The sequence below is a fragment of the Nonomuraea sp. NPDC004186 genome, from assembly GCF_053603495.1.
Genome location: NZ_JBSGFQ010000030.1, coordinates 66,929 through 90,079, shown reverse-complemented (window position 1 = coordinate 90,079; position 23,151 = coordinate 66,929). Strand labels below are relative to the sequence as shown.

Here is a 23,151-nt window from a genome sequence, read left to right as displayed (position 1 = left end):
TCCAGGGGACGGGCGGTGTGGGGACCGCGTGAACGGAATCGAACCGTCTTTCAGGTTAATCCCTTTGTGAACCGATGCACAAAGTCGCGGCGGTAGCGTGTGCCTATGCATCGCATCACGTTGCTCGGGAAGCCCGGCTGTCACCTGTGTGAGGACGCGCGAGAGATCATCGCCAAGGTGGCGGGCGAGCTCGGGGTGCCGTGGGAGGAGATCAGCATCGAGTCCTCCGAGGAGCTTCAGGAGAAGTACTGGGAGATGATCCCGGTCACGCTGATCGACGGCGTGCAGCACGACTTCTGGCGGGTCGACGAGACCCGGCTGCGGGCGGCCCTCAGTACGTGACCGTCGGGAGCGGCACCACCTTCGCGGCGTTGACGTTGAGCTCGATGACGTTGGTGGCCAGAACCATCGCCTGCCGCTCGTTGACGAACCTCTCGACGTGAGGCTGGCGCTGGTGGTCGCGGTAGGCGACCTCGTCGCGGTAGAGCTCGTAGACGATGCGCTGCAGGGGGGCCGACTTGACCGCGTGGCAGGCGTACACGAGCGTGTCGGGCTCGCCCCGGCGCACGGCCTCGACGGTCGCCTCGGCCAGCCGGTCGAACGCCTCCCCGGCCCCGTCCATGATCGTGAAGACGGTGAGCAGGCCGTAGATGGTCGGTGAGGGCTTGCCGGAGCCGGGCTGCTGTTGCTGCTGCTGTTGGTGTTGCGGCGCGGGCGAGAACAGCTCGGCGCCCGGGTAGACCGCGCCGGTCCCCGGCATCGCGAAGTCGGGGCGCTGGGGCGGCGCCTGCGCGGCGGGCGGCGCACCGTTCATGATGTAGCCGGTCGAGGGCCCCGAGTCGGGCGGCGGGGACATGCGCGCGGCGTAGTCGACCCCCTGGTCGCCCGCGCGGTATTCGGCCACCAGATCGCCCAGGCCCGACGACCTGCGCGGTGGGGAGGGCGGGAGCCCGGGACCGCCGGGAACGGGCTCAGGCATGCCTCTGGGGCCCGGCGGGGGCTGCATGGGCGCCTCGTCGCGGAACATGGGGCGCTCGTCGTGGTGCTGCGCGCGCTCCTCGCGACGCTGAGAGCGATCGTCCCGGCGCGAAGGGCGCTCGTCGCGGTCGGAGTCGAAATCGTCCTCGTCGTCGTCCTCGTACGGCGCCAGGGGCCGCAGCACGGTGTACCAGACGGCCGCCGCGGCGACGGCGAGCAGCGCCGTGGTGAACAGCGCCGGCACCGTGAACCTCATCGCGCCCACGAGCGCCATCCCCGAGGGGACGATGACCGCCGACGCGTGCAGGTTGTCGGTGTCGTATTCGTCACCCTGGCGCCACTTGATCCCCGCCACGACGAGCATGCCGAGCATGATCAGGACGGCGACGACGTGCACGCCGAGCAGCAGCTTGTCGGGGATGATCGCCCAGAAGTTGGCGGCCGTCGGCAGCGACTTGCCCATCTCCTCGCTCTTGAGCGGGTCGAAGATGAGGATGGCCACCGACACGATCGTCAGGGCGATGCCGATCAGCCATGCGAGGAACCTCGGCGGCGCCTTCTCCGCCAGCAACTGGACCATGCCGACGGCCAGCCAGAGCGGCGCCAGCAGCGATCCCGTGATCTGGTAGATCCGGAACGTGACCGAGCCGAACCCGAAGACGTAGCCGATGCCGATCACGGCCAGTGACAGGCAAAGAGACACGACTGCAACGGTCCAGGCGATCAACCACCCCTCAGGCTCGTCGCGAAGTCGTTGAATCAGGGCGCCCACCGCGATCGCGGCCAGGAGCGCACCGGCGAAAGCTATGACGGCAACGAGGATCTCCATGATGACTCCAATGCTGCCGGACGAACCTCCCAGACCGGTAGCCGAAGAGGGAACGGGTCGGGAGACACGGTATCTGCCGATTACGCCTAGTCATGCCAGCATGCTGTGGATTGTGGAATTTCCGGTTGATTTCTAGAGTGTTCGAGCACGCCGCACCCCTTACCCCTAGGGATACCGGATGCCTGACTCGTCACCGTTCGCCGGGCTGCTTGCGCCAACGGTCGCTGTGCCTGCCCGGACGGGCGAGCCCGCCGTGCGCGAAGAAGTGCCCGACGACATTCGCACGCTGGTGCTGCATGCCAAAAGTGGCTGCACCGATTCCTTTGGCACGCTCTACGACCGGTATGTGGATCTCGTCTACCGCTACATCTACTTCCGGGTGGGATCGCACCAATTAGCCGAGGACCTCACCAGCGAGACCTTCCTGCGCGCGCTGCGCAGGATCGGCGACTTCACGTGGCAGGGACGCGACTTCGGCGCGTGGCTCGTGACCATCGCCAGAAATCTGGTCACCGACCACTTCAAATCCGGCCGCTACCGGCTGGAGATCCCGACGGGCGAGATCATCGACGTACCGCTCGACGGCTCGCACATCCCTGAGAACGCCGTGGTCAACGCGATCATCAACGACAGGGTGCTGCGTGCCGTACGAGATCTCAATCCCGAGCAGCAGGAGTGTGTGGTCCTGCGCTTTTTGCACGGCCTCTCGCTCGCGGAAACCGCGCTGATCATGGGGAAGAAGAGTGGAGCGATCAAAGCGCTGCAGTTCCGCGCCGTCCGGGCGCTGGCCAGGGCACTTAAGCACGATCTGGCGTAACTTCCCCCATCCGCATCTCGTTGTTCAGATGTCACTGCCGGATCCGTCAGGGAGCTGTCATGGGTAGGGCGCGCAGGGAGCGGGAGCTCGTGCTCGAGCACCTCGCGGAGCTGCGCAGCCTGCCGCTCGGGGGCATGCCCGAGCCCGCCTTCCGCGAGCGGCTGCGCGCGGAGATCCTGTCCGGCGCGCTCCTGGAAGCGCCCGAGCCGGAGGCACCCGCCCACCGCCGTCCGGCGCGCCGGCGGCCGCTGCTGTCGCAGCTGGCCACGCTGGGGCTGGCGGCGGCCTTGATGATCTCCTCCTTCGCCACGTACCAGTCGGTGCCGGGAGACTCCCTCTACCCGCTCAAGCGCGCCGCGGAGAGCACGCTCGTACGCCTCAGCAGCGACGACGCCGAACGCGGCGAACGCGAGCTCGACTCGGCCAAGACCCGGGCCAGGGAGGTCGCCACCCTGCTCGGCTCGGCCGAGGGCGGCCCGCTGGTCGGCAGGACGCTGAAGGACATGGAGGAGTCGACGCGCTCGGGCATCAGCAGACTGGAGCGGGCGGAGCCGCGCTCCCCTAAGATCAAGACCTTCGCCCGCGACCAGAAGAAGGTGGTCGGGCCGATACTCACGCAGCTCGACGACTCACAACTTGCCCAGGCGGAGGGATACCTTGACTACATCGAGGGTCTGGTCGCGCCTGACTAGGAAAGTAAGCTGAGCGCCATGTGGCGGCTAATTCGACGACGACACGAGATGGCGCCCGAGGCCGCCGGCGAGGCCGCGGCGCAGGCGGCGGCCACCGTCGCCCCGGTCGAGCCGGACCTGCAGGCGGCGGCGTTCTTCGACGTCGACAACACGATGATGCGCGGGGCCTCGATCTACCACTTCGCCAGGGGGCTGGCGACGCGGGGCATGTTCACGACGTCCGACCTGATGAAGTTCGCGGTCGGGCAGGCCGTGTTCAGGCTGCGCGGCAACGAGAACCCCGAGCACATCGCGGTCGCCAGGGAGACGGCGCTGGCGTTCGTGGCGGGGGCCAAGGTCGACGACGTCGTACGCCTCGGCGAGGAGATCTACGACGAGGTCATGGCCGACCGCATCTGGGGCGGCACCCGTTCCCTCGCCCAGAGCCACCTGGACGCGGGCCAGCGTGTCTGGCTCGTCACCGCCACCCCCGTGGAGCTGGCCCGCGTCATCGCGCAGCGGCTCGGCCTGACCGGCGCCCTCGGCACGGTCGCGGAGACCCGTGACGGGATCTACACGGGACGCCTGGTGGGCGACCTCCTGCACGGTCCCGCCAAGGCGGAGGCGGTGCGGGCCCTGGCCCGCCGCGAAGGGCTCGACCTGACCCGCTGCACGGCCTACAGCGACTCGGCCAACGACCTGCCGATGCTGTCGCTGGTGGGCTCGGCGGTAGCCATCAACCCGGACAGCGAGCTGCGGGAGCACGCCAGGAAGCACGACTGGCCCATCAAGGACTTCCGCACCGGCCGCAAGGCCACCCTGACGGCCCTGCCCATCGCGGCCGGCGTGGGCGCCATAGCCGGCGGCATCGCCGCCGGCATCGCCCTCCGCCGCCACTACCGCAACTCGATCTAGCCGTTACGGCGAGTCGTCACCCTCTGAGGCGTTTGAAGAGCTTTTCGGCCTCCGGTTGTTTCCACTGCAGGCGGTTCCTGTCCTCCGGATGCGGCTCCCACGGGACCGTCGTGAAGTCCAGCTTGGTGCCCGACAGCTCGGTGGCCAGCTCGTACATCGACTCCAGGTTCAGATCGGTCTTGACCGACCTGCGCACCATCTCCAGGAACGGCTTGAGCCGCTCGGGCGAGGACAACCCCGACCTGGCCTTCTTCAGCATCGCCAGCACGAGGGTCTGCTGCCGCTTCATCCGCTGGACGTCCGACCCGTCGCCGTAGTGCCGCAGGCGCACGTAGCCCAGCGCGGCCTCCCCGTTCAGCAGGTGCTTGCCGGCCGACAGCTTTAGCTTCGACGCCTTGTCGTCCACGGCCTTGGGCAGCGTGACCTCGACGCCCCCCAGCGCGTCCACCATGCCCTTGAAGCCTGAGAAGTCCACCTCCACCGAGTGCTGGATCCGCAGCCCGGTCAGAGACTCCAGCGTGCGCTTGAGACAGCCCGCCCCGCCGGTGTCGTACGCGGAGTTGATCATGCCGAACCTCGCGGGCGACGAGTCGCAGCGCGGGATCTGGACCATCGAGTCGCGCGGGACGCTGACGACGGTGGCGCGGCCGCGGTCGGCCGGAACGTTGACGATCATGATGGTGTCGGACCGCTTGCCGCCACCGCCGTCCTGTCTGGCCAGCATGGGGCCGTACTCGGCGTTGCCGTCGCCCACGCGGGTGTCGGAGCCGATCACCAGCACGTTCCGCGTGCCGCTCATGTCCACGGCCTGCGAACCGGCGGGCGGCGCGGCCGTGTGCCGGCCGCTGACGAGCACGGCGGGCACGGCGACGGCGCTCGCCGTGGCCACCGCGACCAGCCCCGCCGTCCACCAGCCGCCCCACCGGCGGCGGGGACGCGCGCGCAGCAGGCGGTCGCGCTGGCGGACGAGCGTCGCGGGCGGCTCGTGCCCGATCTCCTCCCCGAGGTCCCGGAGCAGCTTCAGGTCGTCCATCGTCACTCCTCCTCCATGGGGTTGGTGTCGCCGAGTGCGGCCCGCACCTTCCGCCTGCCCCTGTTGAGGCGGGAGCGCACGGTCCCGATGGGGATGCCGAGCGCCCGCCCGACCTCCTCGTACGTGAGATCGCCCCAGGCGATGAGCAGCAGCACGTCCCGGTCCTTGGCGGGCAGTGCCGCGAGGGCCCCGGCCAGCTCGGCGCGGACGGCCTGGGCGGTGACCCCGGCGGCCACCCGGTCCGCGGGCGACTCCACGTCGGAGTCGACAGGGGCGCGCAGGAGGGCCCGGTAACGGGCCGCCTCCTTGCGGTGGTGCCGGGAGATGAGCTTGGTGAGGATGCCGAAGAGCCACGGCCGGGCGTCCGGGTACGCCAGGTCGTAGCTCTTCCTGCGTGAGAATGCGACCAGGAACGTCTCGCCGACGAGGTCCTCGGCCGGCTCTGGGCCGAGGCGTTTGGAGACGTACCGGTAGAGCATCGCGGAGTAGCGGTCGAAGAGCTCGGCGAACGCCTCGGGTTCGGTCCACGAGGCGCTCACGAGCTCCGCATCCGCACCCCTGGTGGCGGGTTGCGTGATCATCTCCGCCCTTCTTTGGGGGGATCGGTCACGGATGTCTTGCCACAACCCGCCCAGAGGGTTCACAGCTCCTTGAGCTGACCCCCGTCGATCACGAACTCGGCGCCAGTCGTGCTGCCGGAGCGTGGCGACGCGAGCAGGGCGACCGCGTCGGCGATCTCCTGCGGGTGGACGAGCCGCCCCGTGACCATCTTCATCGAGGCGGGCGCGACCTCGTTGATCACGCTCTCCTTGTCGGAGCCCGCCATGCCCGCGAAGACCTCGGCCGCGCCGCCCTCCTTGGTCCACCAGTCCGTCAGCACCGCGCCGGGCATCACCGTGTTGACCCTGACACCCTGGGGCCCGTACTCCTCCGAGAGGGACTTGGTGAGCTGGTTGACGGCCGCCTTGGCGGCGCCGTAGTCGACGTTCACGGGGCCGGCCTGCCTGCTCATGGTGGAGGAGACGTTGACGATCGAGCCGCCGCCCCGCTCCAGCATGACGGGCAGGGCCGCCCGGATCATGCGTACGACCGCGAACAGGTTGAACTCGAACATGGCCGCCCAGTCCTCGTCGGAGGGCGTCAGGAACCCGGCACGCGGCAGCGTCGCCCCGGGCGGCGGGCCGCCGGCGTTGTTGACCAGGATGTCCACCCCGCCGAACTCCTCCACGGCCCGCGCCACGACCCGCGCGGGCGACTCGGGGTCCATCAGGTCCACGGGCACGTGCACGACCTTGTCGGGCCACTCGTCCGTACGGGTCCGCGAGGCCGCCACGACGTGGGCGCCCTCCTCGGCCAGGGTGGTGGCCACGGCCAGTCCGATGCCCTTGGACGCGCCCGTGACGACGGCGACGCGGCCGGAAAGCTGAAGATCCATGGGATTCCTCCCGATGTTTTGGCGAATTTGTCTTTGTCGCCCGTAGAACACCGGAGGCACCCCGCAGGTTTCACACGAAGGGCGGGAAGGCGTGTCCTCGGCGCAATCGCAGCTCGTTGAGCATCTGCTGGATGACCTCGCGAACGTGGTCGGTGAGGTTGAAGACCACCATCGGGTCGTCGGCCGCGGACGGGTCGTACTCGTCGGTGCGGATCGGCTCGCCGAACTCGATCATCCACTTGGACGGCAGCGGCACCAGCCCGAGCGGCCCGAGCAGCGGGAAGAACGGTGTGATCGGCAGGTAGGGCAGCCCGAGCATCCTGGCCAGGAACTTCAGATCGCCGACCTTGGGATAGATCTCCTCGGCCCCGACGATCGCGGTGGGCACGATCGGCACCCCCGCGCGGATGGCCGAGGCCACGAAGCCGCCGCGGCCGAACCGCTGCAGCCGGTAGCGGTCGCCGAACGCCTTGCCGACGCCCTTGAAGCCCTCGGGGAACACCCCGACCAGCTCACCCTTGCGCAGCAGCCGGTCGGCGTCCTCGGGGCAGGCCAGCGTGTGGCCGGTCTTGCGGGCCAGGTGGCTGAGCACCGGGAGCTGGTAGACCAGGTCGGCCCCGAGCAGCCGCAGCGGCCGGGCGGCCTCGTCGTGCAGGGCCACCTGCAGCATCAGCGCGTCGACCGGCAGCGTGCCCGAGTGGTTGGCGACGACCAGCGCCCCGCCCTCGTCGGGGATGTTCTTCAGCTCGACCGTCTCCACCCGGAACCAGTCGGTGTAGAGCGGCCTGATCAGCTCCAGGACCACCTTGTCGGTCAGCTCGGCATCGTAGCCGAACTCGTCGACCTCGTAGTCGCCGTCGACGCGCCTGCGCAGGAAGGCCAGCAGCCTGGCCACCCGATCGGGCTCCTCGAACGACGGCGCCGCGCTGATCGGGATCACCACGGCGTCCTGTTGTTCCTGGGGAACGCTCAACTCCGCACACCTCCGAGCGGGTGCAGGCCGTGCGAGCGCAAGAAGTCGTCGAACGCCGCCCCGGTCGTGAACTTGGGCTTCCATCCGAGCGCCGCCTCCAGCGCGGAGGTGTCGACCGCGCGCCCGTGGCACATCAGCCTGACCTGCTCGGGCGAGTATTCGACCAGCCCGATCCTGCGTACGGCGTTGCCCAGCACCTTGAACGCGGGCGAGGGCAGCGGCATCGAAGGCCGGCCCGCCCGCCTGGCGCACTGCGACAGCAGCAGCACGCCTGCCCCGGCCACGTTGAACGTGCCGGGGTGCTCTTCCGTCGCCATCCGGCGCAACACCTCGACCGCGTCGTCCTCGTGGATGAACTGCAGTCGCGGGTCGAAGCCGAACACGGTCGGCAGCACCGGCTGGGAGAAGTAACGAGTCAGCGGCGAGTCGACGCCGGGACCCATGAAGTTGGCAAAGCGCAGCATCGACACCGTCACGTCGGGACGTCGCCGGGCGAAGCCCCGGACGTAGCCCTCGACCTCGACCGCGTCCTTGGCGTAGCCGTGGGTGGGGCCGTCGTGGGGCTCCAGGTCCTCGGTGAACACCGCGGGATCCCGCGGCGACGAGCCGTAGACGGCGGTGGTGGAGCGGACCACCACGCGCCGCACGGTCGCCGACCGCTGGCAGGCACCGAGCAGTTGCATGGTGCCTATCACGTTGTGCTCTTTCATGGCGGCCCTGCCACCGCTCCTCGACGGAGCGCTGACCAGGCTCATGTGCACAACAGTGTCGATGTCGGCAGCCGCGATCACCTGAGCGATGTCAGGGCTGCGCAAATCCACCCGAACGAACTCAGTCCGGCCGAGAGAGATGCCGCCGTCCCGTGTAAGCCAGGGGGGCGGCACGGTGTCAACTCCTATGACGCGGCTGATGTCCGGGTCGGACGAGAGAATGCTCGCCACCCGGGCGCCGATATGGCGCGAGACCCCGGTGACCAGCACGGTGTGGGTCATCAGCGCCTCGCAGCTGCGTAAGTTACTTCTTGTTACGCCGCTGGATGCGCGTCTTCTTGAGCAGCTTGCGGTGCTTCTTCTTAGCCATCCGCTTGCGGCGCTTCTTGATCACAGAGCCCACGGGACCCCCAGGTACTGATAGCAAGTCTGACCGGAGTGCGAGCGCACACCGGCTCACAGACTACCGGCGATCGACGGTGGATCGCCCCACCGGGGGGTGAGAGCCCGGTCGCGCCTTCCGGCGGCCGGGCCCCTCCCGGGACAGCTTTCACGACATTCACGACATGACGGGTCACGTCGCTACTTCAGCCTGCCTCGATGTAGGCCTCCCGCAGATAGTCGTGTACCGCCTGCTCAGGCACCCTGAACGACCGGCCGACACGGATGGCCGGCAACTCGCCAGAGTGGACGAGCCGGTACACCGTCATCTTGGACACCCTCATGACCGTCGCCACTTCCGCGACGGTCAGGAACTTCACCTCACTGAGAGGTCTTTCGCCTGCACCCATCGGACGCCTCTTCCGCACGTGTTTCCGGGTTATCCCCACTGGTGCCATTGCTCACGCACGTGTACTGCCGTCAGCGTAAGTCGGGACTCCGGGTGCGCAAACCCCCTAGTTTCTCAGTCGCCGGAGCCGCCTGTCAGCCGAACCAGCGAAATCGCTGGTGAGCAGCCGGGCAGAGCACCTCACCTGGACGTTGGAACTGTCCAAGTTGCCACACATAAGAGTCGCCGGAGCCCCATCAAAAGTTGGCAAAGGGACAGCGAGCCTCTTGGAATGCAGGCGCGAAAAGACGGTATCGGGAGGGCCGAATTCGACTCAAAGGGCTCGTGAGACCTGAGTGACGATCCGCTCCGTCAGCGGAGCGTAAAAGCGCGGTAGCACATTGTCATCGAGCGGGACGACCACGTCAATCTTTCCTTCGGCCTCGCCGAGGAAGAGTCCGGGGTCGTTGCTGTCGGCGAACGCCACTGTGTGCGCACCGGCCTCTCCCGCCGCTCCCGCCCAGCCGTGGTCGGCGATCACGAGGTCGGGAAGCTCCCCGCCGAGCTCGTCGATCATGTGACACATGGGCGTGGCGTCGTGGGTGTGCACGAACGCGCCCCGGTCGTCGAGCATGGCGACGTCCTGCAAATAGCGGATCTTCCGCCGACGCCCGAAATTGGGCCCGGAGTACGACCATCCCTCGCCCGGCGCGAGCAGTTCGGCCCCGCGCTCGGCGCAGAGCCGCGCCAGCGGCAGGTGCACGGCGAGCAGCCCGGTCGGGTGCCCGGTGGCGAGCAGGACGCGCGGGTTCTCCCGCGACAGCACGGCGGCGATGGACTCGGCCATGTCGTCGAGCGCGTCGATCACCAGGTCGGGGTCGATGGTGTCCTGGCCCCAGCGGTGGTCGGGGTCGGAGACCACGCCGGCCGACTTGGCCATCAGCGCCAGGATGTCGCGGTACGACCACGGCTGGTCGAAGGTCAGGCCCAGCTTGTAGTGCGGGTCGCCGTTGGCGAGCGAACTGTAGTGGTCGAGGTTGTTCTCTCGGGGGGTCGCGACGTCGCCGGCTATTCGAGTCTGGACAAGGTGCTCTCGTAGTTGGTCGCGGCTAAGCACAGCACTTCCTCGTTAGGGCATTGGATCGAGGCCGTGCAGGGGGAACACCGCATGTCGGGTCGCCATGACAGCACGGTCAATGGGGTCCGCTGGGTCATAACCACCAGAGATGTCACGAAATTCCGGAGTGCGGCCATCCGTCATCGTGAGCGGCGGCGTCTCGCCCGTACGTTCCCTGACGAACTGGCGCCAGCTCTCGCTCGTCGGGGTGGCCGGATCGACCGGGTGACCCGCCAGCTCGGCGATGAGATGGGTCCACGCCCGCGGCACCACCTGCACCAGCTCGTAACCGCCGCCGCCGGTGGCGATCCACCGGCCGCCGGCCGTCTCGTGGGCCAGGTGGTGCAGGGCGGCGTACGCGGCCCGCTGGCCGTCGACGCTGAGCATCAGGTTGGCCAGGGGGTCGAGCGCGTGGCTGTCGCAGCCGTGCTGGGTGACCAGGATCTCCGGCCTGAACTCGTGCAGCAGCGGCGGCACGACCGCGTGGAAGGCCCGCAGCCACCCCGAGTCGCCGGTCCCAGCGGGGAGCGCGACGTTGACGGACGTGCCCTCCGCGCCGGTCTCCTCCGGGAAGCCGGTGCCGGGGAACAGCGTGCGCGGGCTCTCGTGCAGGCTGATCGTCAGGACCCTGGGGTCGTCGTAGAAGGCTGCCTGGACACCGTCGCCGTGGTGGACGTCCACGTCCACGTACGCGATGCGGCCGGCCCCCTGCCTCAGCAGCCAGGCGATGGCCAGCGCGGGATCGTTGTAGACGCAGAAGCCGCTCGCGGTGGAGGGCATCGCGTGGTGGAGGCCGCCGGCGACGTTGACGGCGTGCTCGGCCGAGCCCTCCCAGACCGCGCGGGCGGCGGCCAGCGAGGCGCCGGCGATCAGCGCGGAGGCGTCGTGCACGCCCTGGAACGCGGGGTTGTCCGGCGTGCCGAGCCCGGCGCCCAGGTCGGGCCGCCCGGAGGCGGACACGCGCTTGACGGCCTCGATGTAGTCGCTCGTGTGGACCATGGCCAGCTCGGCGTCCGTCGCGGGCTCGCAGCCGGCCATCTCGACCTTGTCGAGCACGCCGAGCGCGCGGGCGAGCGCCATGGTCAGCTCGACGCGCACGGGGGCGAGCGGATGGCTCGGGCCGAAGTTGTAGGAGGTGAGAGCGTCGTCCCAGATCACCCGCGCCGACCGGCTCATCCGTGTCCTCTCCCTCGTCCTTGGGGCGACGTTACCGCAGGGCAGACGCCGCCTTGTAGCCCAGAGTCGGCCAACCGATCTAGAAATTTCATGATTAGGGTCTTAGCGTGCGGCGAACCTTCCTCAAGATCGTGCGCTACTTCAGACGCCCCAGGGTCTTCGACACGACGCTCGTGGTCGTGCTCTCCCTTCCCGCCCTGATCGCGCTGTTCTTCATGCTTCGCCTGGGCGACATGACATCCGTCCCGAGCGCGGTGTTCTACCTGGCGGGCATGCCGTTCCTGCTCATGCGCCGCCGCAGGCCGCTCGTCACCGTCGCGCTGGTGACCGCTGTGGACATCGCGAGCATCGCCACCGTCACGGCGCTGAACAGCGGCGTGGCCGCGTCCATCGCGCTCTACAGCGTGGGCCGCTACACCGCGGGCCGCACGACCGCGATCGCGACGGCGGCGGTGTTCGCCGCGTACGCGACGGCGGCGGAAGTGCTCAGGCAGCTCGCCGGCGGCTGGGTGATCTCCCTGTTCTCCGTCGGCGTGCCCGTGGGGATCGGGCTGATCGTCCGGCTCAGGACCGAGCTCGCCGAGCGCGGCCGGCGCGACGCCGCCGACGCGGCCGTGCGCGCCGAGCGGCGGCGGATCGCCAGGGAGCTGCACGACGTGGTCGCCCACCACATCACCGTCATCAACGCGCTGGTCGGCGGCGCGCGGGCGACGCTCCCGCCCGAGCAGGAGGTCACCAGGAACGCGCTGGAGAGCGCGGAGCAGACCGCCCGGCAGGCGATGTCGGAGATGCGCCGCCTGCTGGACGTGCTCAGGGCCGACGGCAGCGAGGGCCCCGACGCCGCGACCGGGGTGGGCGCCGACCGGCTACCCTCGTTGATCAAGGAGGCGAAGTCGGCGGGGCTGCCCGCCAGCCTGGTCGTGACGGGCGAGCCCGTCGCCCTGCCCGCGACCGTCGACCACGCCGTCTACCGGATCGTGCAGGAGGCGCTGACCAACACCCGCAAGCACGCGACCAGCGCCAGGGCAAGCGTGCGGCTGGCGTACGAGCCCCGGGCCGTGGAGGTCGAGGTGGTGGACGACGGGCTGGCGGCGGGCGGCGGCACGCCGGGGTTCGGGCTCGGCGGGATGGCCGAGCGGGTGGCGTTATGCGGCGGCCAGCTCTCGACCGGGCCCCGCCCAGAAGGAGGCTTCCGCGTGCTCGCCCGCATCCCCCTGGAGGCGCCGTGAAGATCAAGGTACTGCTGGCCGACGACCACGAGCTGGTCCGCAAGGGCTTCCGGCTGATGCTCGACGCGCAGCCCGACCTCGGCGTGGTCGGCGAGGCCGCGGACGGGGCCGAGGCGGTGGAGCTGTGCCGTCGGCTGCGGCCCGACGTGGTGCTGATGGACCTGCACATGCCGGGTCTCGACGGGGTGCGCGCGACCGAGCTGATCACCGCGGAGCTGCCGGAGGTGCGGGTGCTCGCGCTGAGCACGTTCGACCTGGACGAGAACGTGGTCGCGGCGCTCAGGGCGGGCGCCGGCGGGTTCCTGCCCAAGGACGTCTCCCCCGAGGAGCTCATCGAGGGGGTGCGCGTGGTGCACCGGGGCGAGTCGGCCGTCGCACCGCGCCTGCTGACCCGGCTGATCGGTGCATTCATCCACGTGTCCCGCCCGAGGCAAGTACCCGCCGAGCTGGACGGGCTGACCGACCGCGAGCGGGAGGTCCTCGTGCTGATCGCCCGCGGCAGGTCCAACACCGAGATCGCCCAGGACCTGTCCGTCTCCCCCTCGACCGTCAAGAACCATGTGACGAGCCTGTTCGCCAAGATCGGCGTCAGGGACCGGGCGCAGGCCGTGATCGCGGCATATGAGGCGGGGCTGATCCGCCCAGGAGAGTAGGACCACGCTCCCAGACCCCCTCGCCGGAGACGGTTCCCGGGCAGGAGGAAACCGGGTGCGCGCGACGGCACGCTGGGATCATGAGCGCGATACGAGCTACGAACCTGAGCAAGCGCTACGGCGGCACCGCGGCCGTCTCAGACCTGTCCTTCGACGTCGAGCCGGGCCAGGTGACCGGATTTCTGGGGCCGAACGGGGCCGGCAAATCGACGACCATGCGCATGATCCTCGGGCTCGACCGGCCGTCCGGCGGCTCGGTGCTCGTGGACGGCCGGCCGTACGGGGAGCTGAGGCATCCGCTGCGCAAGGTGGGCGCGCTGCTGGACGCCAAGGCCGTGCACGGCGGGCGGAGCGCGTACAACCACCTGCTGGCCATCGCCCAGAGCAACGGCATCCCCGCGGGCCGCGTGAACGAGGTGCTGGACGCGGTGGGCCTGCGCGAGGTGGCCAGGCGGCGGGTCGGCGGGTTCTCGCTGGGCATGTCGCAGCGGCTGGGCATCGCCGCGGCGCTGCTCGGCGACCCGGAGATCCTGATCTTCGACGAGCCCGTCAACGGGCTCGACCCCGACGGCATCCTGTGGATCCGCACGTTCATGCGCAAGCTGGCCGCCGAGGGCCGGACCGTGTTCGTCTCCAGCCACCTGATGAGCGAGATGGCGCAGACGGCCGACCACCTGATCGTGATCGGCAAGGGTCGGCTCATCGCCGACACGAGCGTGCAGGAGTTCATCGGGCGCAGCTCGCAGGGGTACGTACGGATCCGCTCGCCCCGCCTGGCCGAGGTGGCCGAACTGGTCAAGGTCGGCGAGCTGCACCCCGACCACCTGCGCGTGACCGCGATGAACACGCTCGAGATCGGCACCCTCACCGCGCGGGCCGGGATCCCGCTGGAGGAGCTGACGTTCGTGCAGCCCTCGCTCGAAGCGGCCTACATGGAGCTCACCAAGGACAGCCTGGAGTTCTCGTCATGATCGACATCCTCAGGTCCGAATGGACCAAGATCCGCTCGGTCCGCTCGACGGTGTGGACGCTGGCCGTCACCGCGCTGCTGATGCTGGGCATGGGCGCGCTCATCAGCATCGCCGCGAAGAACTCGGCCGACGGGCCGATCGACGCACCGCAGGCGATCATGATGGGGCTGGTCGGCACCATGTTCGCCTCGCTGTCCATGGCCACGCTGGGCGTGCTGGTCATCTCCAGCGAATACCGCACGGGCGGCATCCGCACGTCGCTGATGGCCGTGCCCAAGCGCATGAGCCTGCTGACCGGCAAGATCGTGGTGTTCACGGCGGTGTCCCTGGTCGTCTCCACGGTCGCTTCCGGAGCCTCGGTCCTCGTCAGCCTGATGGTCACCCAGCCGCCGGCGCTGGAGACGGGTGACGTGGTCCAGGCCGTGCTCGGGGGCGGTCTCTACCTGACCGCCTGCGGGCTGTTCGGGCTGGGGCTGGGCACGCTCATCCGGCACACGCCGGGCGCGATCGTCTCGGCCATCGCGCTGATGCTGGTCCTGCCGCAGGTGACGACCATGCTGCCCGGGCAGTGGGGCAAGACCGTGTCCGACTACTTCACCACCAACGCTGGCTCCCAGATCGTGATGCCCCGGGGCGGCAGCTCGCTCGGCCCGTGGAACGGGTTCGGCGTCTACCTCGTCTGGGTCGTGATCGCCATGATCGCGGGGGCCGTCCTGATGCAGAAGCGGGACGCCTGAGATCACTCGGCGCGGAGGGCGATGACGGGGTCCAGCCGGCCCGCCCTCCGCGCCGGCGCCACGCCGAAGAACACCCCGACCGCCGCCGACACCCCGAACGCCAGCGCGATCGACCACCACGTGATCGACGCCGGCACCTCGGTGAACGCCGCGATGGCCAGCGCGCCGCCCACCCCGAGCACGATCCCGGCAAGCCCGCCGATCGTGGTCAGCAGCACCGCCTCGATGAGGAACTGGGCCAGGATGTCGCGCTGCCTGGCCCCCAGCGCCTTGCGCAGCCCGATCTCCCGGGTGCGCTCGCGGACGCTGACCAGCATGATGTTCGACACGCCGACGCCGCCGACCAGCAGCGAGATGCCCGCGATGGCGGCCAGCACGCCGGTGAGCATGCCGAGCACGCTGCCGATCGTGCCGAGCAGCGCGGTCTGCGTGACCGCCGAGAACTGCTCGCCCGGATACCGCGCCCGCAGCGCCGCGGTCACCTTCTCCGACAGCGGATCGATCTCGTCCGGCCCGGACGCGCCGACCGCCAGCCCGTTGATCCGCTCGATCCCGAGCAGCCGCTGCGCCGTCGTCACCGGGATGTGGATCTCCTGGTCGCGGGAGAGCCCGAACGTCTGCCCGATCTCGGCGTACACGCCCACCACCCGGAACCTGGCCCCGGCCACCGTCACCTGCCGCCCGATCGGGTCCAGGTCGCCGAACAGCCGGTCGGCCACCTCCGAGCCGAGCACGGCCACCCTGCGCCGGGTGTCCACGTCGGTCTCGCTCAGCGGGCGGCCCTTGTCCAGGGGGCGCTCGAAGATGTTGACGAGGTTCTGGTCGGTGCCGATCACCGTGACGAACGCCTCGGCCCTGCCGACGCGTACGGTCTCGCCCGACTGCAGCGAGACCGTCACCTTCGACGGGTCGCCCACCACGCGCCGCAGGTAGGCGACGTCGGCCAGGCCCAGCTTGCTCTGCGTCGGGGCGGCGCCCAGGCTGATGCGGCCGGGGACGACGAGGATGATGTTCGTGCCGAGGCCCGAGATCTGCTTCTCGATCTCGTCCTTCGCGCCGGTGCCGATGGCCACCAGGATCACCACGGCCAGCACGCCGATGATCACACCCAGCATGGTCAGCGCGCTGCGCAGCCGATTCACCCGCAGAGCTTCCAGCGCCATGGCGAACGCTTCGCTGGATCTCACGCTGAGTCCTTCTCGATCAACCCGTCCCGTACGTGGATCTGCCGCCGGGCGTGGGCGGCGACCTCCGGCTCGTGCGTGACGAGCACCACCGCCACCCCGCCCTCGCCGTTGAGGCGGTCGAGGATGGCCATGACCTCGGCCCCGTTGGCGGTGTCGAGGTTGCCCGTGGGCTCGTCGGCCAGCAGCACCTTGGGCTCCCCGACCAGCGCCCTGGCGATGGCGACGCGCTGCTGCTCGCCGCCCGACATCTGAGACGGCCGGTGCTCCAGCCGGTGCCCGAGCCCGACCGCCTCCAGCGCCGTACGGGCCCGCGCGCGCCGCTCGGCCCGGCCGACCCCCCGGTAGACCAGCGGCAGCGCCACGTTGTCCAGCGCCGACGTCCTGGCCAGCAGGTGGAAGGACTGGAAGACGAAGCCGATGGTCTTGTTCCGGAGCTCGGCCAGCTCGGTGTCGGACAATCCGGAGATCTCCACCCCGTTGACCTTGAGCACGCCCGAGCTGGGACGGTCGAGACAGCCGAGCAGGTGCATGAGCGTGGACTTGCCGGAGCCGGAAGGCCCGACGATGGCGGCGAACTCGCTCTGGTCGATCCGGAGTGACACGCCGCGCAGCGCCTCCACGGCCACGCCGTCGAGCTGGTAGCGCCGGGTGAGGTCCACCGCCTCGATGGCGGCCGTCATGGGATCCGCTGCCCTTGCCGTACGGAGTCCGCGCCCTTGACCACGATCCGGTCGCCCACGGACAGCCCGCTCAGCACCTCGACCACCGCGTCTCCCTGGGCCCCCAGCTTGACCACGCGGCGCTCCGCGGCGCCGTTCCTGATCGCCCAGACCACGCTCTCGCGCCCGCTGGAGACGATGGCCGAGGCCGGGGCCGAGACGGCGGAGGGCGACTCGCGCACGGTCAGCCGCGTGACGGCGCTCATGCCCGGCTTGGGGGTGGGCGCCTTGGAGCCGTCGTCGAAGGCGCCGGGCCCGAGCGTGAGCCGCACCGGGTAGCTGACGCCGCCCGTGGTGCCCTCCATGGGGGTGACGCCGATGCCGGTCACCACGGCCGTGTACGTGGCGCCGGGCACCGCGTCCAGCTCGACGCCTGCCCGCACGCCCTTCTTGACCAGCAGCACGTCGGTCTCGTCGACGTCGGCGTCCAGGGTGAGCTCGGAGACGTCGGTGACGGTGACGATGGAGTCGCCCGCCGAGACGGGGACGCCCGCCACGACCGGGCTGCCGGAGGTGGAGCCGCCCGTCGACGGCAGGGACGGGAGCTGCTGCCCGCCGCCGGGCAGCCGGCTGAGCAGCCCTTCGACGCCGCTCCCGGCCCCGCCGCCGCCCGAGGCGCGGCCGAGCGTGACGACGCCGCCGAACGGCGCCTTGATCGTGAGCGACCTGACCGTGCTCTCCGCCGCCTTGACCGCGGCCTTGGCCTGCGACTTCGAGGCCGCCTGCAGCGAGGCCATGGAGCGGGACAGCCCGCCGGTCACGCCGGACATCAGGCCGCTGATGGAGCGGTTGAGCTGGGCGGTGATCGAGGCCAGGGCCCTGGTCTGCGCCTTGTGCTGGGCCTGGGCGAGGTCGATGGCGTTCAGGAGCTGCCGGCGCGTCTTCGCGTCCTCGACCTTCTTCGCCTCCTTGCGGGCCCTGGCGAAGTGGGCGGCCACCTTGCGATCGAACGCCCGGGTGTCGAACGACGGCAGCCGGACCTCCGGCGTGCCGAAGCTCGCGGGGGTGGCCGCCTTGGAGGCCTGGCGGGCCTGCCGGAGCTGGCTCTGGGCCTGGGGCGAGCTGATCCTGATCAGGATCTGGCCCTTGCGCACGCGGTCGCCCTCGCGGACGTACAGCTTGGCGATCGTGCCCTGGGCGGGCGAGCGCAGTGTCGCGGAGGCACGCGCGCCGATCGTGGCGGGGGCCTCCACGACCTCCGTGACCGGGCCCCGGCCGACCTCGCCGACCTGGACCGCGGGCGGCGGCTCGGAGGAGCAGCCGGTCAGTACGAAAAGGACGAGCAGCGGCGCGATGCCGCGACGTAACGTCACGCGACCCATCGTAGGAGTGAGGCCGGCCGGTCTCTCAGCCGGAGGCGAGCTGGCGCCCCCGGTCGCGGGCGGCCTCGATCGCGGCCAGGAACGCGGCCCGCACGCTGTGCCGCTCCAGCTCCGCGATGGCGGCGATGGTCGTGCCGCCCGGCGAGGTGACGGCCTCGCGCAGGATCACCGGGTGCTCGCCCGAGTCGCGCAGCATCACGGCGGCCCCGACGATCGACTGGGTGACCATGTCGAGCGCGGCGGCCCGCGGCATGCCGAGCAGGATGCCCGCGTCGACCATGGCCTCGACCAGGTAGAAGAAGTAGGCCGGGCCGCTGCCGGACAGGGCCGTGGCGGCGTCCTGCTGGGACTCGGGGATGCGCAGCACCTTGCCGACCGGGCTGAGCAGGCCCTCGGTGCGCTTGAGGTGCTCCTCGCCCGCGTGGGCGCCCGCCGAGATCACGCTCATCGCCTCGTCGAACCTGATCGGCGTGTTGGACATCACCCGGACCACGGGCACGTCCACCCCGAGCCGCTGCTCCACGAACGCCGTCGTGATGCCGGCCGCGGCGGTGATCACGAGCCGGTCGGCGGGCACGTACGGGGCGATCTCGGCCAGCAGCGTGGCCATGTCCTGCGGCTTGACGGCCAGGATGAGGGTGTCGGCGACCTTGGCGGCCTCGGAGTTGGAGACGGTGCGCACGCCGTACGTCTCGCGCAGCGCCTGCGCCCGCTCGGTCCGGCGGCTGGTCGCCATGATGTCGCCGGGCTTGAACCCGGCGCGCAGCAGACCGGACAGCAGGGCCTCGCCCATCTTGCCCGTGCCCAGAATCGCAATCATTGGGGCAGCCTACCGTCGGCTCACCAGCGACCTGAGGAAGAAGGCCAGGTTGCGGGGGCGTTCGGCCAGGCGGCGCATGAGGTAGGCGTACCAGTCGGAGCCGTAGGGGACGTAGACGCGCATCCTGGCGCCCTGCCCGGCCAGGCGGAGCTGCTCGTCGGGGCGCACGCCGTACAGCATCTGGTGCTCGTAGCCGGTGGCGTCGCGGCCCTCAAGGACGGCGAGCGTGGAGGCGATCCGCACGAGCCTGGGGTCGTGGGTGGCGACCATGGGGTAGGCGGTGCCGGCCATCAGGACCCGCAGGCACCGTACGAAGGAGCGGTCGATGTCGGCGGGCCTGGTGTAGGCCCCCGGGGCGGTGTACGCGCCCTTGCACAGGCGCACCCGGGCCCCGCCGAGCTTCTCGCAGCGATCCAGCGAGTCCGGCAGGTACGCCTGCACCACCACGCCCACGTCGGGATGGTCCTTGCGCAGCGCGGCGTGCACGGAGTGCAGGCCGGGGATCGTGTCGTGCTCCTCGGCGTCGAGCGTCACCGTGACGTCACGGGCCGCGGCGGCCCGGCAGATCGCGGCGGCGTGGTCGAACGCGAGCCCCTCCGACAGCCGCAGCCCGAGCGCCGTCAGCTTGACCGACACGTCGGCGCCGGCGGGCAGCAGGGCCAGCAGCCACAGGTACTCGGTGACCCCCTCCTCGGCCTGCGCCTGCTCGGTCACCTCCTCGCCGAGGTGGTCGACGGTGACGAGCAGCCCCTTGCGGGTCAGCTCGCCGATCACCCCGCGCACGTCGCCGGCGACGAAGCGCCCGACCACGCCCGCGGTCAGCGGCGACGTCGAGATGAGGCGCTCGGCGCGTTCGCTCTTGGATATGGCAATAAGGGCCTGACGGAGCACGTGAACCACACTAAACCGGGGCATGATGAACCGCGGAACACTCCTGTCCGTCGAATGGGTATGCGTGCAATGACTGCGACTCTCCTGGCCGGTTGTCTGGTGCTCGCGACGAGTTGCGGCGCGGCGGCGCCCGCCGAGCGGGCCTCCACGGCGGTCCCGGCCAAACCGCCCGCCGTGGCCGAGCCGGTCACCACCACCCCGACGACGAGCCCCGAGAAGGGCCCACAGCCGGTCAAGCCGACCGGCAACGCCATCAACGTCCACAAGGTCCGCTGGACCAAGGCCAGGGCGGTGTCCAAGCGGAAGGTCCAGCTCACCTGGTGGTCGGGCGTCGCCCCGTGCACGGTGCTGGACCGCGTCAAGGTCAAGGAGTCGCCCAAGTTCGTCACGGTCACCCTGTACGAGGGCACCGCGCCCAAGGCCAGGAACGTGTCGTGCATCATGATCGCGATCGAGAAGACCACGACGATCACGCTCAAGAAGCCGATCGGCAAGCGCAAGATCGTCGACGGCTCCAAGTAGGGCGCCATGCGGCCCGACGCCCCGGCCCCGTGCCGGGGCGTCTTCATGCTCAGGAACCTTCCGCGGATCCGCCGCCGTTAGAGGGAATGCCGGTGCGCTCACGAGGGTTGAGTCGAGTAGGCTCAAGTCGTTTGACAAAGACGACCGGCATTCGTACCTTGAGTCCACAAGACTCAACTTTGACTACAAGGACGTACTCATGGCACGTGCGGTAGGTATCGACCTTGGGACGACCAACTCCGTCGTCTCGATCCTCGAGGGCGGTGAGCCCACCGTCATCGCCAACGCGCAGGGCTCGCGGACCACGCCGTCCGTGGTCGCCTTCGCGAAGAACGGCGAGGTCCTCGTCGGTGAGGTCGCCAAGCGGCAGGCCGTCACCAATGTGGACCGGACGATCCGATCGGTCAAGCGGGAGATGGGCACCAACTGGTCCCAGGAGATCGACGGCAAGAAGTTCTCGCCCCAGCAGATCAGCGCCTTCGTCCTGCAGAAGCTGAAGCAGGACGCGGAGGCCTACCTCGGCGAGAAGATCACCGACGCGGTGGTCACCGTTCCCGCCTACTTCAACGACGCCCAGCGCCAGGCCACCAAGGAGGCCGGCACGGTGGCGGGCCTCAACGTGCTCCGCATCATCAACGAGCCGACCGCGGCGGCCCTCGCCTACGGGCTCGACAAGGAGCAGGACCAGACCATCCTGGTCTTCGACCTCGGTGGCGGCACCTTCGACGTGTCGCTGCTCGACGTCGGCCAGGAGGACGGCCACGGCTTCGTCGAGGTCAAGGCCACCTCCGGCGACAACCACCTCGGTGGTGACGACTGGGATCAGCGCGTCGTCGACGAGCTCGTCAAGCGCTTCCAGAACGCGCACGGCGTCGACCTGTCCAAGGACAAGATGGCGCTCCAGCGCCTGCGCGAGGCGGCCGAGAAGGCCAAGATCGAGCTGTCCAGCCAGTCCGAGACCAACATCAACCTGCCCTACATCACGGCCTCGTCCGAGGGCCCGCTGCACCTCGACGAGAAGCTGACGCGCTCCGAGTTCCAGCGGCTGACGGCCGACCTGCTCGAGCGGACCAAGGGCCCGTTCCACCAGGTCATCAAGGACGCCGGCATCAAGGTCTCCGACATCGCCCACGTGGTGCTCGTCGGCGGCTCGACCCGCATGCCCGCCGTGACCGAGCTGGTCAGGGAGCTGACCGGCGGCAAGGAGCCCAACAAGGGCGTCAACCCGGACGAGGTCGTCGCCATCGGCGCCGCCCTGCAGGCCGGTGTGCTCAAGGGTGAGGTCAAGGACGTCCTGCTGCTCGACGTGACCCCGCTGTCGCTGGGCATCGAGACCAAGGGCGGCATCTTCACCAAGATCATCGAGCGCAACACGACGATCCCGACCAAGCGCTCCGAGGTCTTCACCACGGCCGAGGACAACCAGCCGTCGGTGCAGATCCAGGTCTTCCAGGGTGAGCGCGAGATCGCCTCGTACAACAAGAAGCTGGCGACCTTCGAGCTGACCGGCATCGCGCCGGCGCCGCGCGGCATCCCGCAGATCGAGGTCACCTTCGACATCGACGCCAACGGCATCGTCAACGTCTCCGCCAAGGACCTGGGCACGGGCAAGGAGCAGTCGATGACGATCACCGGCGGCTCCGCGCTGCCGAAGGACGACATCGAGCGGATGATGCGCGAGGCCGAGTCGTACGCCGAGGAGGACAAGAAGCGCCGCGAGGAGGCCGAGGTCCGCAACAACGCGGACGGGCTCGCCTACCAGACGGAGAAGTTCCTCCGCGAGAACGACGACAAGGTCCCCGGCGACATCAAGACCGAGGTCAACGACGCCCTGTCCGAGCTGAAGAAGGCTCTGGAGGGCACCGACACCGACGTCATCCGCACCTCCGCCGAGAAGCTCGCCACGGTCAGCCAGAAGATGGGTTCGGCGATCTACGCCGCGAGCCAGGGCCAGCAGGCCGGTGGCGAGGGCGCCCCGCAGGACGCCGCCGCCGGTGACGGCCAGAAGGCCGACGAGGACGTGGTCGAGGCCGAGATCGTCGACGACGAGCCGAAGAAGGACAAGTGATGCCGCCGCGCGACAACGGGCATGACGAGCCGGTGATCCGCGACAACCGCAAGATCGACCCGGACACGGGGCAGGTCAGGGACACCACCGTCGCCGACCAGGCGGCCCAGCCGCCGGCGGCGGAGGTCTTCGCCAACGGCGAGCTGGAGGCCCAGCTCGCCGAGCGGACCGCGGACCTGCAGCGACTCCAGGCCGAATACGTGAACTACCGCAAGCGGGTCGAGCGCGACCGGGCCGCGGTCAGGGAACAGGCTGTCGCGGGCGCGCTGGTGGAGCTCCTGCCCGTGCTCGACGACATCGGCCGGGCCCGCGACCACGGCGAGCTCACCGGAGGCTTCGCGAAGGTGGCCGAGTCGCTGGAGGCGGCCGTCACGAAGCTGGGCCTCAGCGCCTTCGGTCAGAAGGGCGAGCCGTTCGACCCGACCGTCCACGAAGCGCTGATGCACAGCTACTCATCCGAGGTCACCGAGCCGACCGCGATCGAGGTGCTGCAGCCCGGATACCGGATGGGTGACAGGGTGCTGCGCCCGGCGCGGGTGGCCGTCGCGGAGCCCGGGGACGCCACTCCCGCGTCCAATGACGACGACGAAAACTGACAACGAGGACGAA

General features: G+C 69.9%; 26 protein-coding genes. 11 read left to right on the top strand and 15 right to left on the bottom strand.

Translation table 11 applies throughout. The features are described from left to right. The first annotated feature begins 105 nt into the window (after positions 1-105). Positions 106-342 carry a glutaredoxin family protein gene (locus ACWEPL_RS24570; protein WP_192789467.1) on the top strand — a complete coding sequence of 79 codons (237 nt, stop codon included), beginning with the start codon at positions 106-108 and terminating at the stop codon, positions 340-342. Here ACWEPL_RS24570 and ACWEPL_RS24565 read toward each other — a convergent pair. Continuing rightward, a complete protein-coding gene (locus tag ACWEPL_RS24565) occupies positions 332-1,807 on the bottom strand; it encodes a putative quinol monooxygenase (RefSeq protein WP_363976772.1) in 1,476 nt (491 codons plus the stop codon). The two genes, ACWEPL_RS24570 and ACWEPL_RS24565, sit on opposite strands and share 11 nt — an antisense overlap. A 178-nt stretch (positions 1,808-1,985) precedes the next feature. Between ACWEPL_RS24565 and ACWEPL_RS24560 the strand changes: the two genes are divergently transcribed. From ACWEPL_RS24560 to ACWEPL_RS24550, 3 genes are read left to right on the top strand one after another with little or no spacing between them, the layout of a single operon-like run. Continuing rightward, positions 1,986-2,624: a sigma-70 family RNA polymerase sigma factor gene (locus ACWEPL_RS24560; protein ID WP_350739779.1), complete on the top strand. Its 639-nt coding sequence runs from the start codon at positions 1,986-1,988 to the stop codon at positions 2,622-2,624. Between the two features lie 59 nt (positions 2,625-2,683). Then, the gene (locus tag ACWEPL_RS24555; RefSeq protein WP_363976775.1) at positions 2,684-3,316 is read left to right on the top strand and encodes a DUF5667 domain-containing protein; all 633 of its coding nucleotides are present in this window, start codon (positions 2,684-2,686) and stop codon (positions 3,314-3,316) included. An 18-nt stretch (positions 3,317-3,334) separates the two neighbouring features. Then, a complete protein-coding gene (locus tag ACWEPL_RS24550; protein ID WP_350739774.1) occupies positions 3,335-4,210 on the top strand; it encodes an HAD family hydrolase in 876 nt (291 codons plus the stop codon). Positions 4,211-4,226: 16 nt separating this feature from the next. Here ACWEPL_RS24550 and ACWEPL_RS24545 read toward each other — a convergent pair whose 3' ends face one another. The 9 genes from ACWEPL_RS24545 to ACWEPL_RS24505 form a co-directional block, all read right to left on the bottom strand. Next, positions 4,227-5,243 carry an LCP family protein gene (locus ACWEPL_RS24545; RefSeq protein ID WP_363976778.1) on the bottom strand — a complete coding sequence of 339 codons (1,017 nt, stop codon included), beginning with the start codon at positions 5,241-5,243 and terminating at the stop codon, positions 4,227-4,229. A 2-nt stretch (positions 5,244-5,245) separates the two neighbouring features. After that, the gene (locus tag ACWEPL_RS24540; protein ID WP_185069958.1) at positions 5,246-5,824 is read right to left on the bottom strand and encodes an RNA polymerase sigma factor; all 579 of its coding nucleotides are present in this window, start codon (positions 5,822-5,824) and stop codon (positions 5,246-5,248) included. Positions 5,825-5,883: 59 nt separating this feature from the next. Further along, the gene (locus tag ACWEPL_RS24535) at positions 5,884-6,678 is read right to left on the bottom strand and encodes an SDR family NAD(P)-dependent oxidoreductase (RefSeq protein WP_452437534.1); all 795 of its coding nucleotides are present in this window, start codon (positions 6,676-6,678) and stop codon (positions 5,884-5,886) included. A gap of 70 nt (positions 6,679-6,748) precedes the next feature. Continuing rightward, the gene (locus ACWEPL_RS24530) at positions 6,749-7,651 is read right to left on the bottom strand and encodes a lysophospholipid acyltransferase family protein (RefSeq protein WP_363976785.1); all 903 of its coding nucleotides are present in this window, start codon (positions 7,649-7,651) and stop codon (positions 6,749-6,751) included. Beyond that, positions 7,648-8,643, bottom strand: a complete 996-nt coding sequence (locus tag ACWEPL_RS24525) for an NAD-dependent epimerase/dehydratase family protein (RefSeq protein WP_350739765.1) — start codon at positions 8,641-8,643, stop codon at positions 7,648-7,650. Before ACWEPL_RS24525 ends, ACWEPL_RS24530 begins: the two co-directional genes overlap by 4 nt. Positions 8,644-8,665: 22 nt before the next feature. After that, positions 8,666-8,764, bottom strand: coding sequence for a 30S ribosomal protein bS22 (locus tag ACWEPL_RS24520; protein WP_018654693.1), 99 nt, complete (start codon positions 8,762-8,764; stop codon positions 8,666-8,668). Positions 8,765-8,948: 184 nt separating this feature from the next. Continuing rightward, the gene (locus ACWEPL_RS24515; RefSeq protein WP_026214222.1) at positions 8,949-9,152 is read right to left on the bottom strand and encodes a helix-turn-helix domain-containing protein; all 204 of its coding nucleotides are present in this window, start codon (positions 9,150-9,152) and stop codon (positions 8,949-8,951) included. A 312-nt stretch (positions 9,153-9,464) separates the two neighbouring features. After that, positions 9,465-10,247 (bottom strand): phosphatase, encoded by a 783-nt coding sequence (locus tag ACWEPL_RS24510; RefSeq protein WP_449910634.1) that lies wholly within the window; start codon positions 10,245-10,247, stop codon positions 9,465-9,467. A gap of 12 nt (positions 10,248-10,259) precedes the next feature. Beyond that, positions 10,260-11,423, bottom strand: a complete 1,164-nt coding sequence (locus tag ACWEPL_RS24505) for an acetoin utilization protein AcuC (protein ID WP_452437533.1) — start codon at positions 11,421-11,423, stop codon at positions 10,260-10,262. Positions 11,424-11,530: 107 nt separating this feature from the next. On the opposite strand from ACWEPL_RS24505, the gene ACWEPL_RS24500 reads away from it, so the two are divergent. The 4 genes from ACWEPL_RS24500 to ACWEPL_RS24485 all read left to right on the top strand — a co-directional run bounded on the left by ACWEPL_RS24500 (position 11,531) and on the right by ACWEPL_RS24485 (position 15,013). Further along, positions 11,531-12,652, top strand: coding sequence for a sensor histidine kinase (locus ACWEPL_RS24500; protein WP_452437532.1), 1,122 nt, complete (start codon positions 11,531-11,533; stop codon positions 12,650-12,652). Then, the gene (locus tag ACWEPL_RS24495) at positions 12,649-13,305 is read left to right on the top strand and encodes a response regulator (RefSeq protein ID WP_452437531.1); all 657 of its coding nucleotides are present in this window, start codon (positions 12,649-12,651) and stop codon (positions 13,303-13,305) included. The genes ACWEPL_RS24500 and ACWEPL_RS24495 overlap by 4 nt, the downstream gene beginning before the upstream one ends. 80 nt (positions 13,306-13,385) lie before the next feature. Next, entirely contained in the window at positions 13,386-14,276 is an 891-nt protein-coding gene (locus tag ACWEPL_RS24490; RefSeq protein WP_363976799.1) for an ABC transporter ATP-binding protein, read from the top strand. Further along, positions 14,273-15,013 (top strand): ABC transporter permease subunit, encoded by a 741-nt coding sequence (locus tag ACWEPL_RS24485; RefSeq protein WP_363976802.1) that lies wholly within the window; start codon positions 14,273-14,275, stop codon positions 15,011-15,013. Before ACWEPL_RS24490 ends, ACWEPL_RS24485 begins: the two co-directional genes overlap by 4 nt. A 2-nt stretch (positions 15,014-15,015) precedes the next feature. Here ACWEPL_RS24485 and ACWEPL_RS24480 read toward each other — a convergent pair whose 3' ends face one another. From ACWEPL_RS24480 to ACWEPL_RS24460, 5 genes are read right to left on the bottom strand one after another with little or no spacing between them, the layout of a single operon-like run. Then, positions 15,016-16,200, bottom strand: coding sequence for an ABC transporter permease (locus ACWEPL_RS24480; protein WP_363976805.1), 1,185 nt, complete (start codon positions 16,198-16,200; stop codon positions 15,016-15,018). Next, positions 16,197-16,880 carry an ABC transporter ATP-binding protein gene (locus ACWEPL_RS24475; protein WP_452437530.1) on the bottom strand — a complete coding sequence of 228 codons (684 nt, stop codon included), beginning with the start codon at positions 16,878-16,880 and terminating at the stop codon, positions 16,197-16,199. The genes ACWEPL_RS24480 and ACWEPL_RS24475 overlap by 4 nt, the downstream gene beginning before the upstream one ends. Continuing rightward, a complete protein-coding gene (locus tag ACWEPL_RS24470) occupies positions 16,877-18,232 on the bottom strand; it encodes an efflux RND transporter periplasmic adaptor subunit (protein WP_452437529.1) in 1,356 nt (451 codons plus the stop codon). The genes ACWEPL_RS24475 and ACWEPL_RS24470 overlap by 4 nt, the downstream gene beginning before the upstream one ends. Before the next feature lie 34 nt (positions 18,233-18,266). Next, positions 18,267-19,061 carry a pyrroline-5-carboxylate reductase gene (proC, locus tag ACWEPL_RS24465; protein ID WP_350739738.1) on the bottom strand — a complete coding sequence of 265 codons (795 nt, stop codon included), beginning with the start codon at positions 19,059-19,061 and terminating at the stop codon, positions 18,267-18,269. A 9-nt stretch (positions 19,062-19,070) separates the two neighbouring features. Further along, positions 19,071-19,952 (bottom strand): proline dehydrogenase family protein, encoded by an 882-nt coding sequence (locus tag ACWEPL_RS24460; RefSeq protein ID WP_452437528.1) that lies wholly within the window; start codon positions 19,950-19,952, stop codon positions 19,071-19,073. A 69-nt stretch (positions 19,953-20,021) separates the two neighbouring features. Between ACWEPL_RS24460 and ACWEPL_RS24455 the strand changes: the two genes are divergently transcribed. The 3 genes from ACWEPL_RS24455 (at position 20,022) to grpE (ending at position 23,138) form a co-directional block, all read left to right on the top strand. Next, positions 20,022-20,474 carry a hypothetical protein gene (locus tag ACWEPL_RS24455; RefSeq protein ID WP_355210204.1) on the top strand — a complete coding sequence of 151 codons (453 nt, stop codon included), beginning with the start codon at positions 20,022-20,024 and terminating at the stop codon, positions 20,472-20,474. A gap of 199 nt (positions 20,475-20,673) precedes the next feature. Beyond that, entirely contained in the window at positions 20,674-22,542 is a 1,869-nt protein-coding gene (gene dnaK, locus ACWEPL_RS24450) for a molecular chaperone DnaK (RefSeq protein ID WP_350739729.1), read from the top strand. Continuing rightward, complete coding sequence (gene grpE, locus ACWEPL_RS24445; protein ID WP_364253671.1) at positions 22,542-23,138, top strand: nucleotide exchange factor GrpE; 597 nt, start codon at positions 22,542-22,544, stop codon at positions 23,136-23,138. The genes dnaK and grpE overlap by 1 nt, the downstream gene beginning before the upstream one ends. Positions 23,139-23,151: the final 13 nt, after the last annotated feature.

What these genes read in the sequence shown, in the direction of transcription:
- ACWEPL_RS24570 (WP_192789467.1), top strand. Translation starts at nt 106, where the DNA reads ATGCATCGCATCACGTTGCTCGGGAAGCCCGGCTGTCACCTGTGTGAG.
- ACWEPL_RS24565 (WP_363976772.1), bottom strand. Translation starts at nt 1,807, where the DNA reads ATGGAGATCCTCGTTGCCGTCATAGCTTTCGCCGGTGCGCTCCTGGCC.
- ACWEPL_RS24560 (WP_350739779.1), top strand. Translation starts at nt 1,986, where the DNA reads ATGCCTGACTCGTCACCGTTCGCCGGGCTGCTTGCGCCAACGGTCGCT.
- ACWEPL_RS24555 (WP_363976775.1), top strand. Translation starts at nt 2,684, where the DNA reads ATGGGTAGGGCGCGCAGGGAGCGGGAGCTCGTGCTCGAGCACCTCGCG.
- ACWEPL_RS24550 (WP_350739774.1), top strand. Translation starts at nt 3,335, where the DNA reads ATGTGGCGGCTAATTCGACGACGACACGAGATGGCGCCCGAGGCCGCC.
- ACWEPL_RS24545 (WP_363976778.1), bottom strand. Translation starts at nt 5,243, where the DNA reads ATGGACGACCTGAAGCTGCTCCGGGACCTCGGGGAGGAGATCGGGCAC.
- ACWEPL_RS24540 (WP_185069958.1), bottom strand. Translation starts at nt 5,824, where the DNA reads ATGATCACGCAACCCGCCACCAGGGGTGCGGATGCGGAGCTCGTGAGC.
- ACWEPL_RS24535 (WP_452437534.1), bottom strand. Translation starts at nt 6,678, where the DNA reads ATGGATCTTCAGCTTTCCGGCCGCGTCGCCGTCGTCACGGGCGCGTCC.
- ACWEPL_RS24525 (WP_350739765.1), bottom strand. Translation starts at nt 8,643, where the DNA reads ATGACCCACACCGTGCTGGTCACCGGGGTCTCGCGCCATATCGGCGCC.
- ACWEPL_RS24515 (WP_026214222.1), bottom strand. Translation starts at nt 9,152, where the DNA reads ATGGGTGCAGGCGAAAGACCTCTCAGTGAGGTGAAGTTCCTGACCGTC.
- ACWEPL_RS24505 (WP_452437533.1), bottom strand. Translation starts at nt 11,423, where the DNA reads ATGAGCCGGTCGGCGCGGGTGATCTGGGACGACGCTCTCACCTCCTAC.
- ACWEPL_RS24490 (WP_363976799.1), top strand. Translation starts at nt 13,386, where the DNA reads ATGAGCGCGATACGAGCTACGAACCTGAGCAAGCGCTACGGCGGCACC.
- ACWEPL_RS24485 (WP_363976802.1), top strand. Translation starts at nt 14,273, where the DNA reads ATGATCGACATCCTCAGGTCCGAATGGACCAAGATCCGCTCGGTCCGC.
- ACWEPL_RS24475 (WP_452437530.1), bottom strand. Translation starts at nt 16,880, where the DNA reads ATGACGGCCGCCATCGAGGCGGTGGACCTCACCCGGCGCTACCAGCTC.
- proC (WP_350739738.1), bottom strand. Translation starts at nt 19,061, where the DNA reads ATGATTGCGATTCTGGGCACGGGCAAGATGGGCGAGGCCCTGCTGTCC.
- ACWEPL_RS24455 (WP_355210204.1), top strand. Translation starts at nt 20,022, where the DNA reads ATGACTGCGACTCTCCTGGCCGGTTGTCTGGTGCTCGCGACGAGTTGC.
- dnaK (WP_350739729.1), top strand. Translation starts at nt 20,674, where the DNA reads ATGGCACGTGCGGTAGGTATCGACCTTGGGACGACCAACTCCGTCGTC.
- grpE (WP_364253671.1), top strand. Translation starts at nt 22,542, where the DNA reads ATGCCGCCGCGCGACAACGGGCATGACGAGCCGGTGATCCGCGACAAC.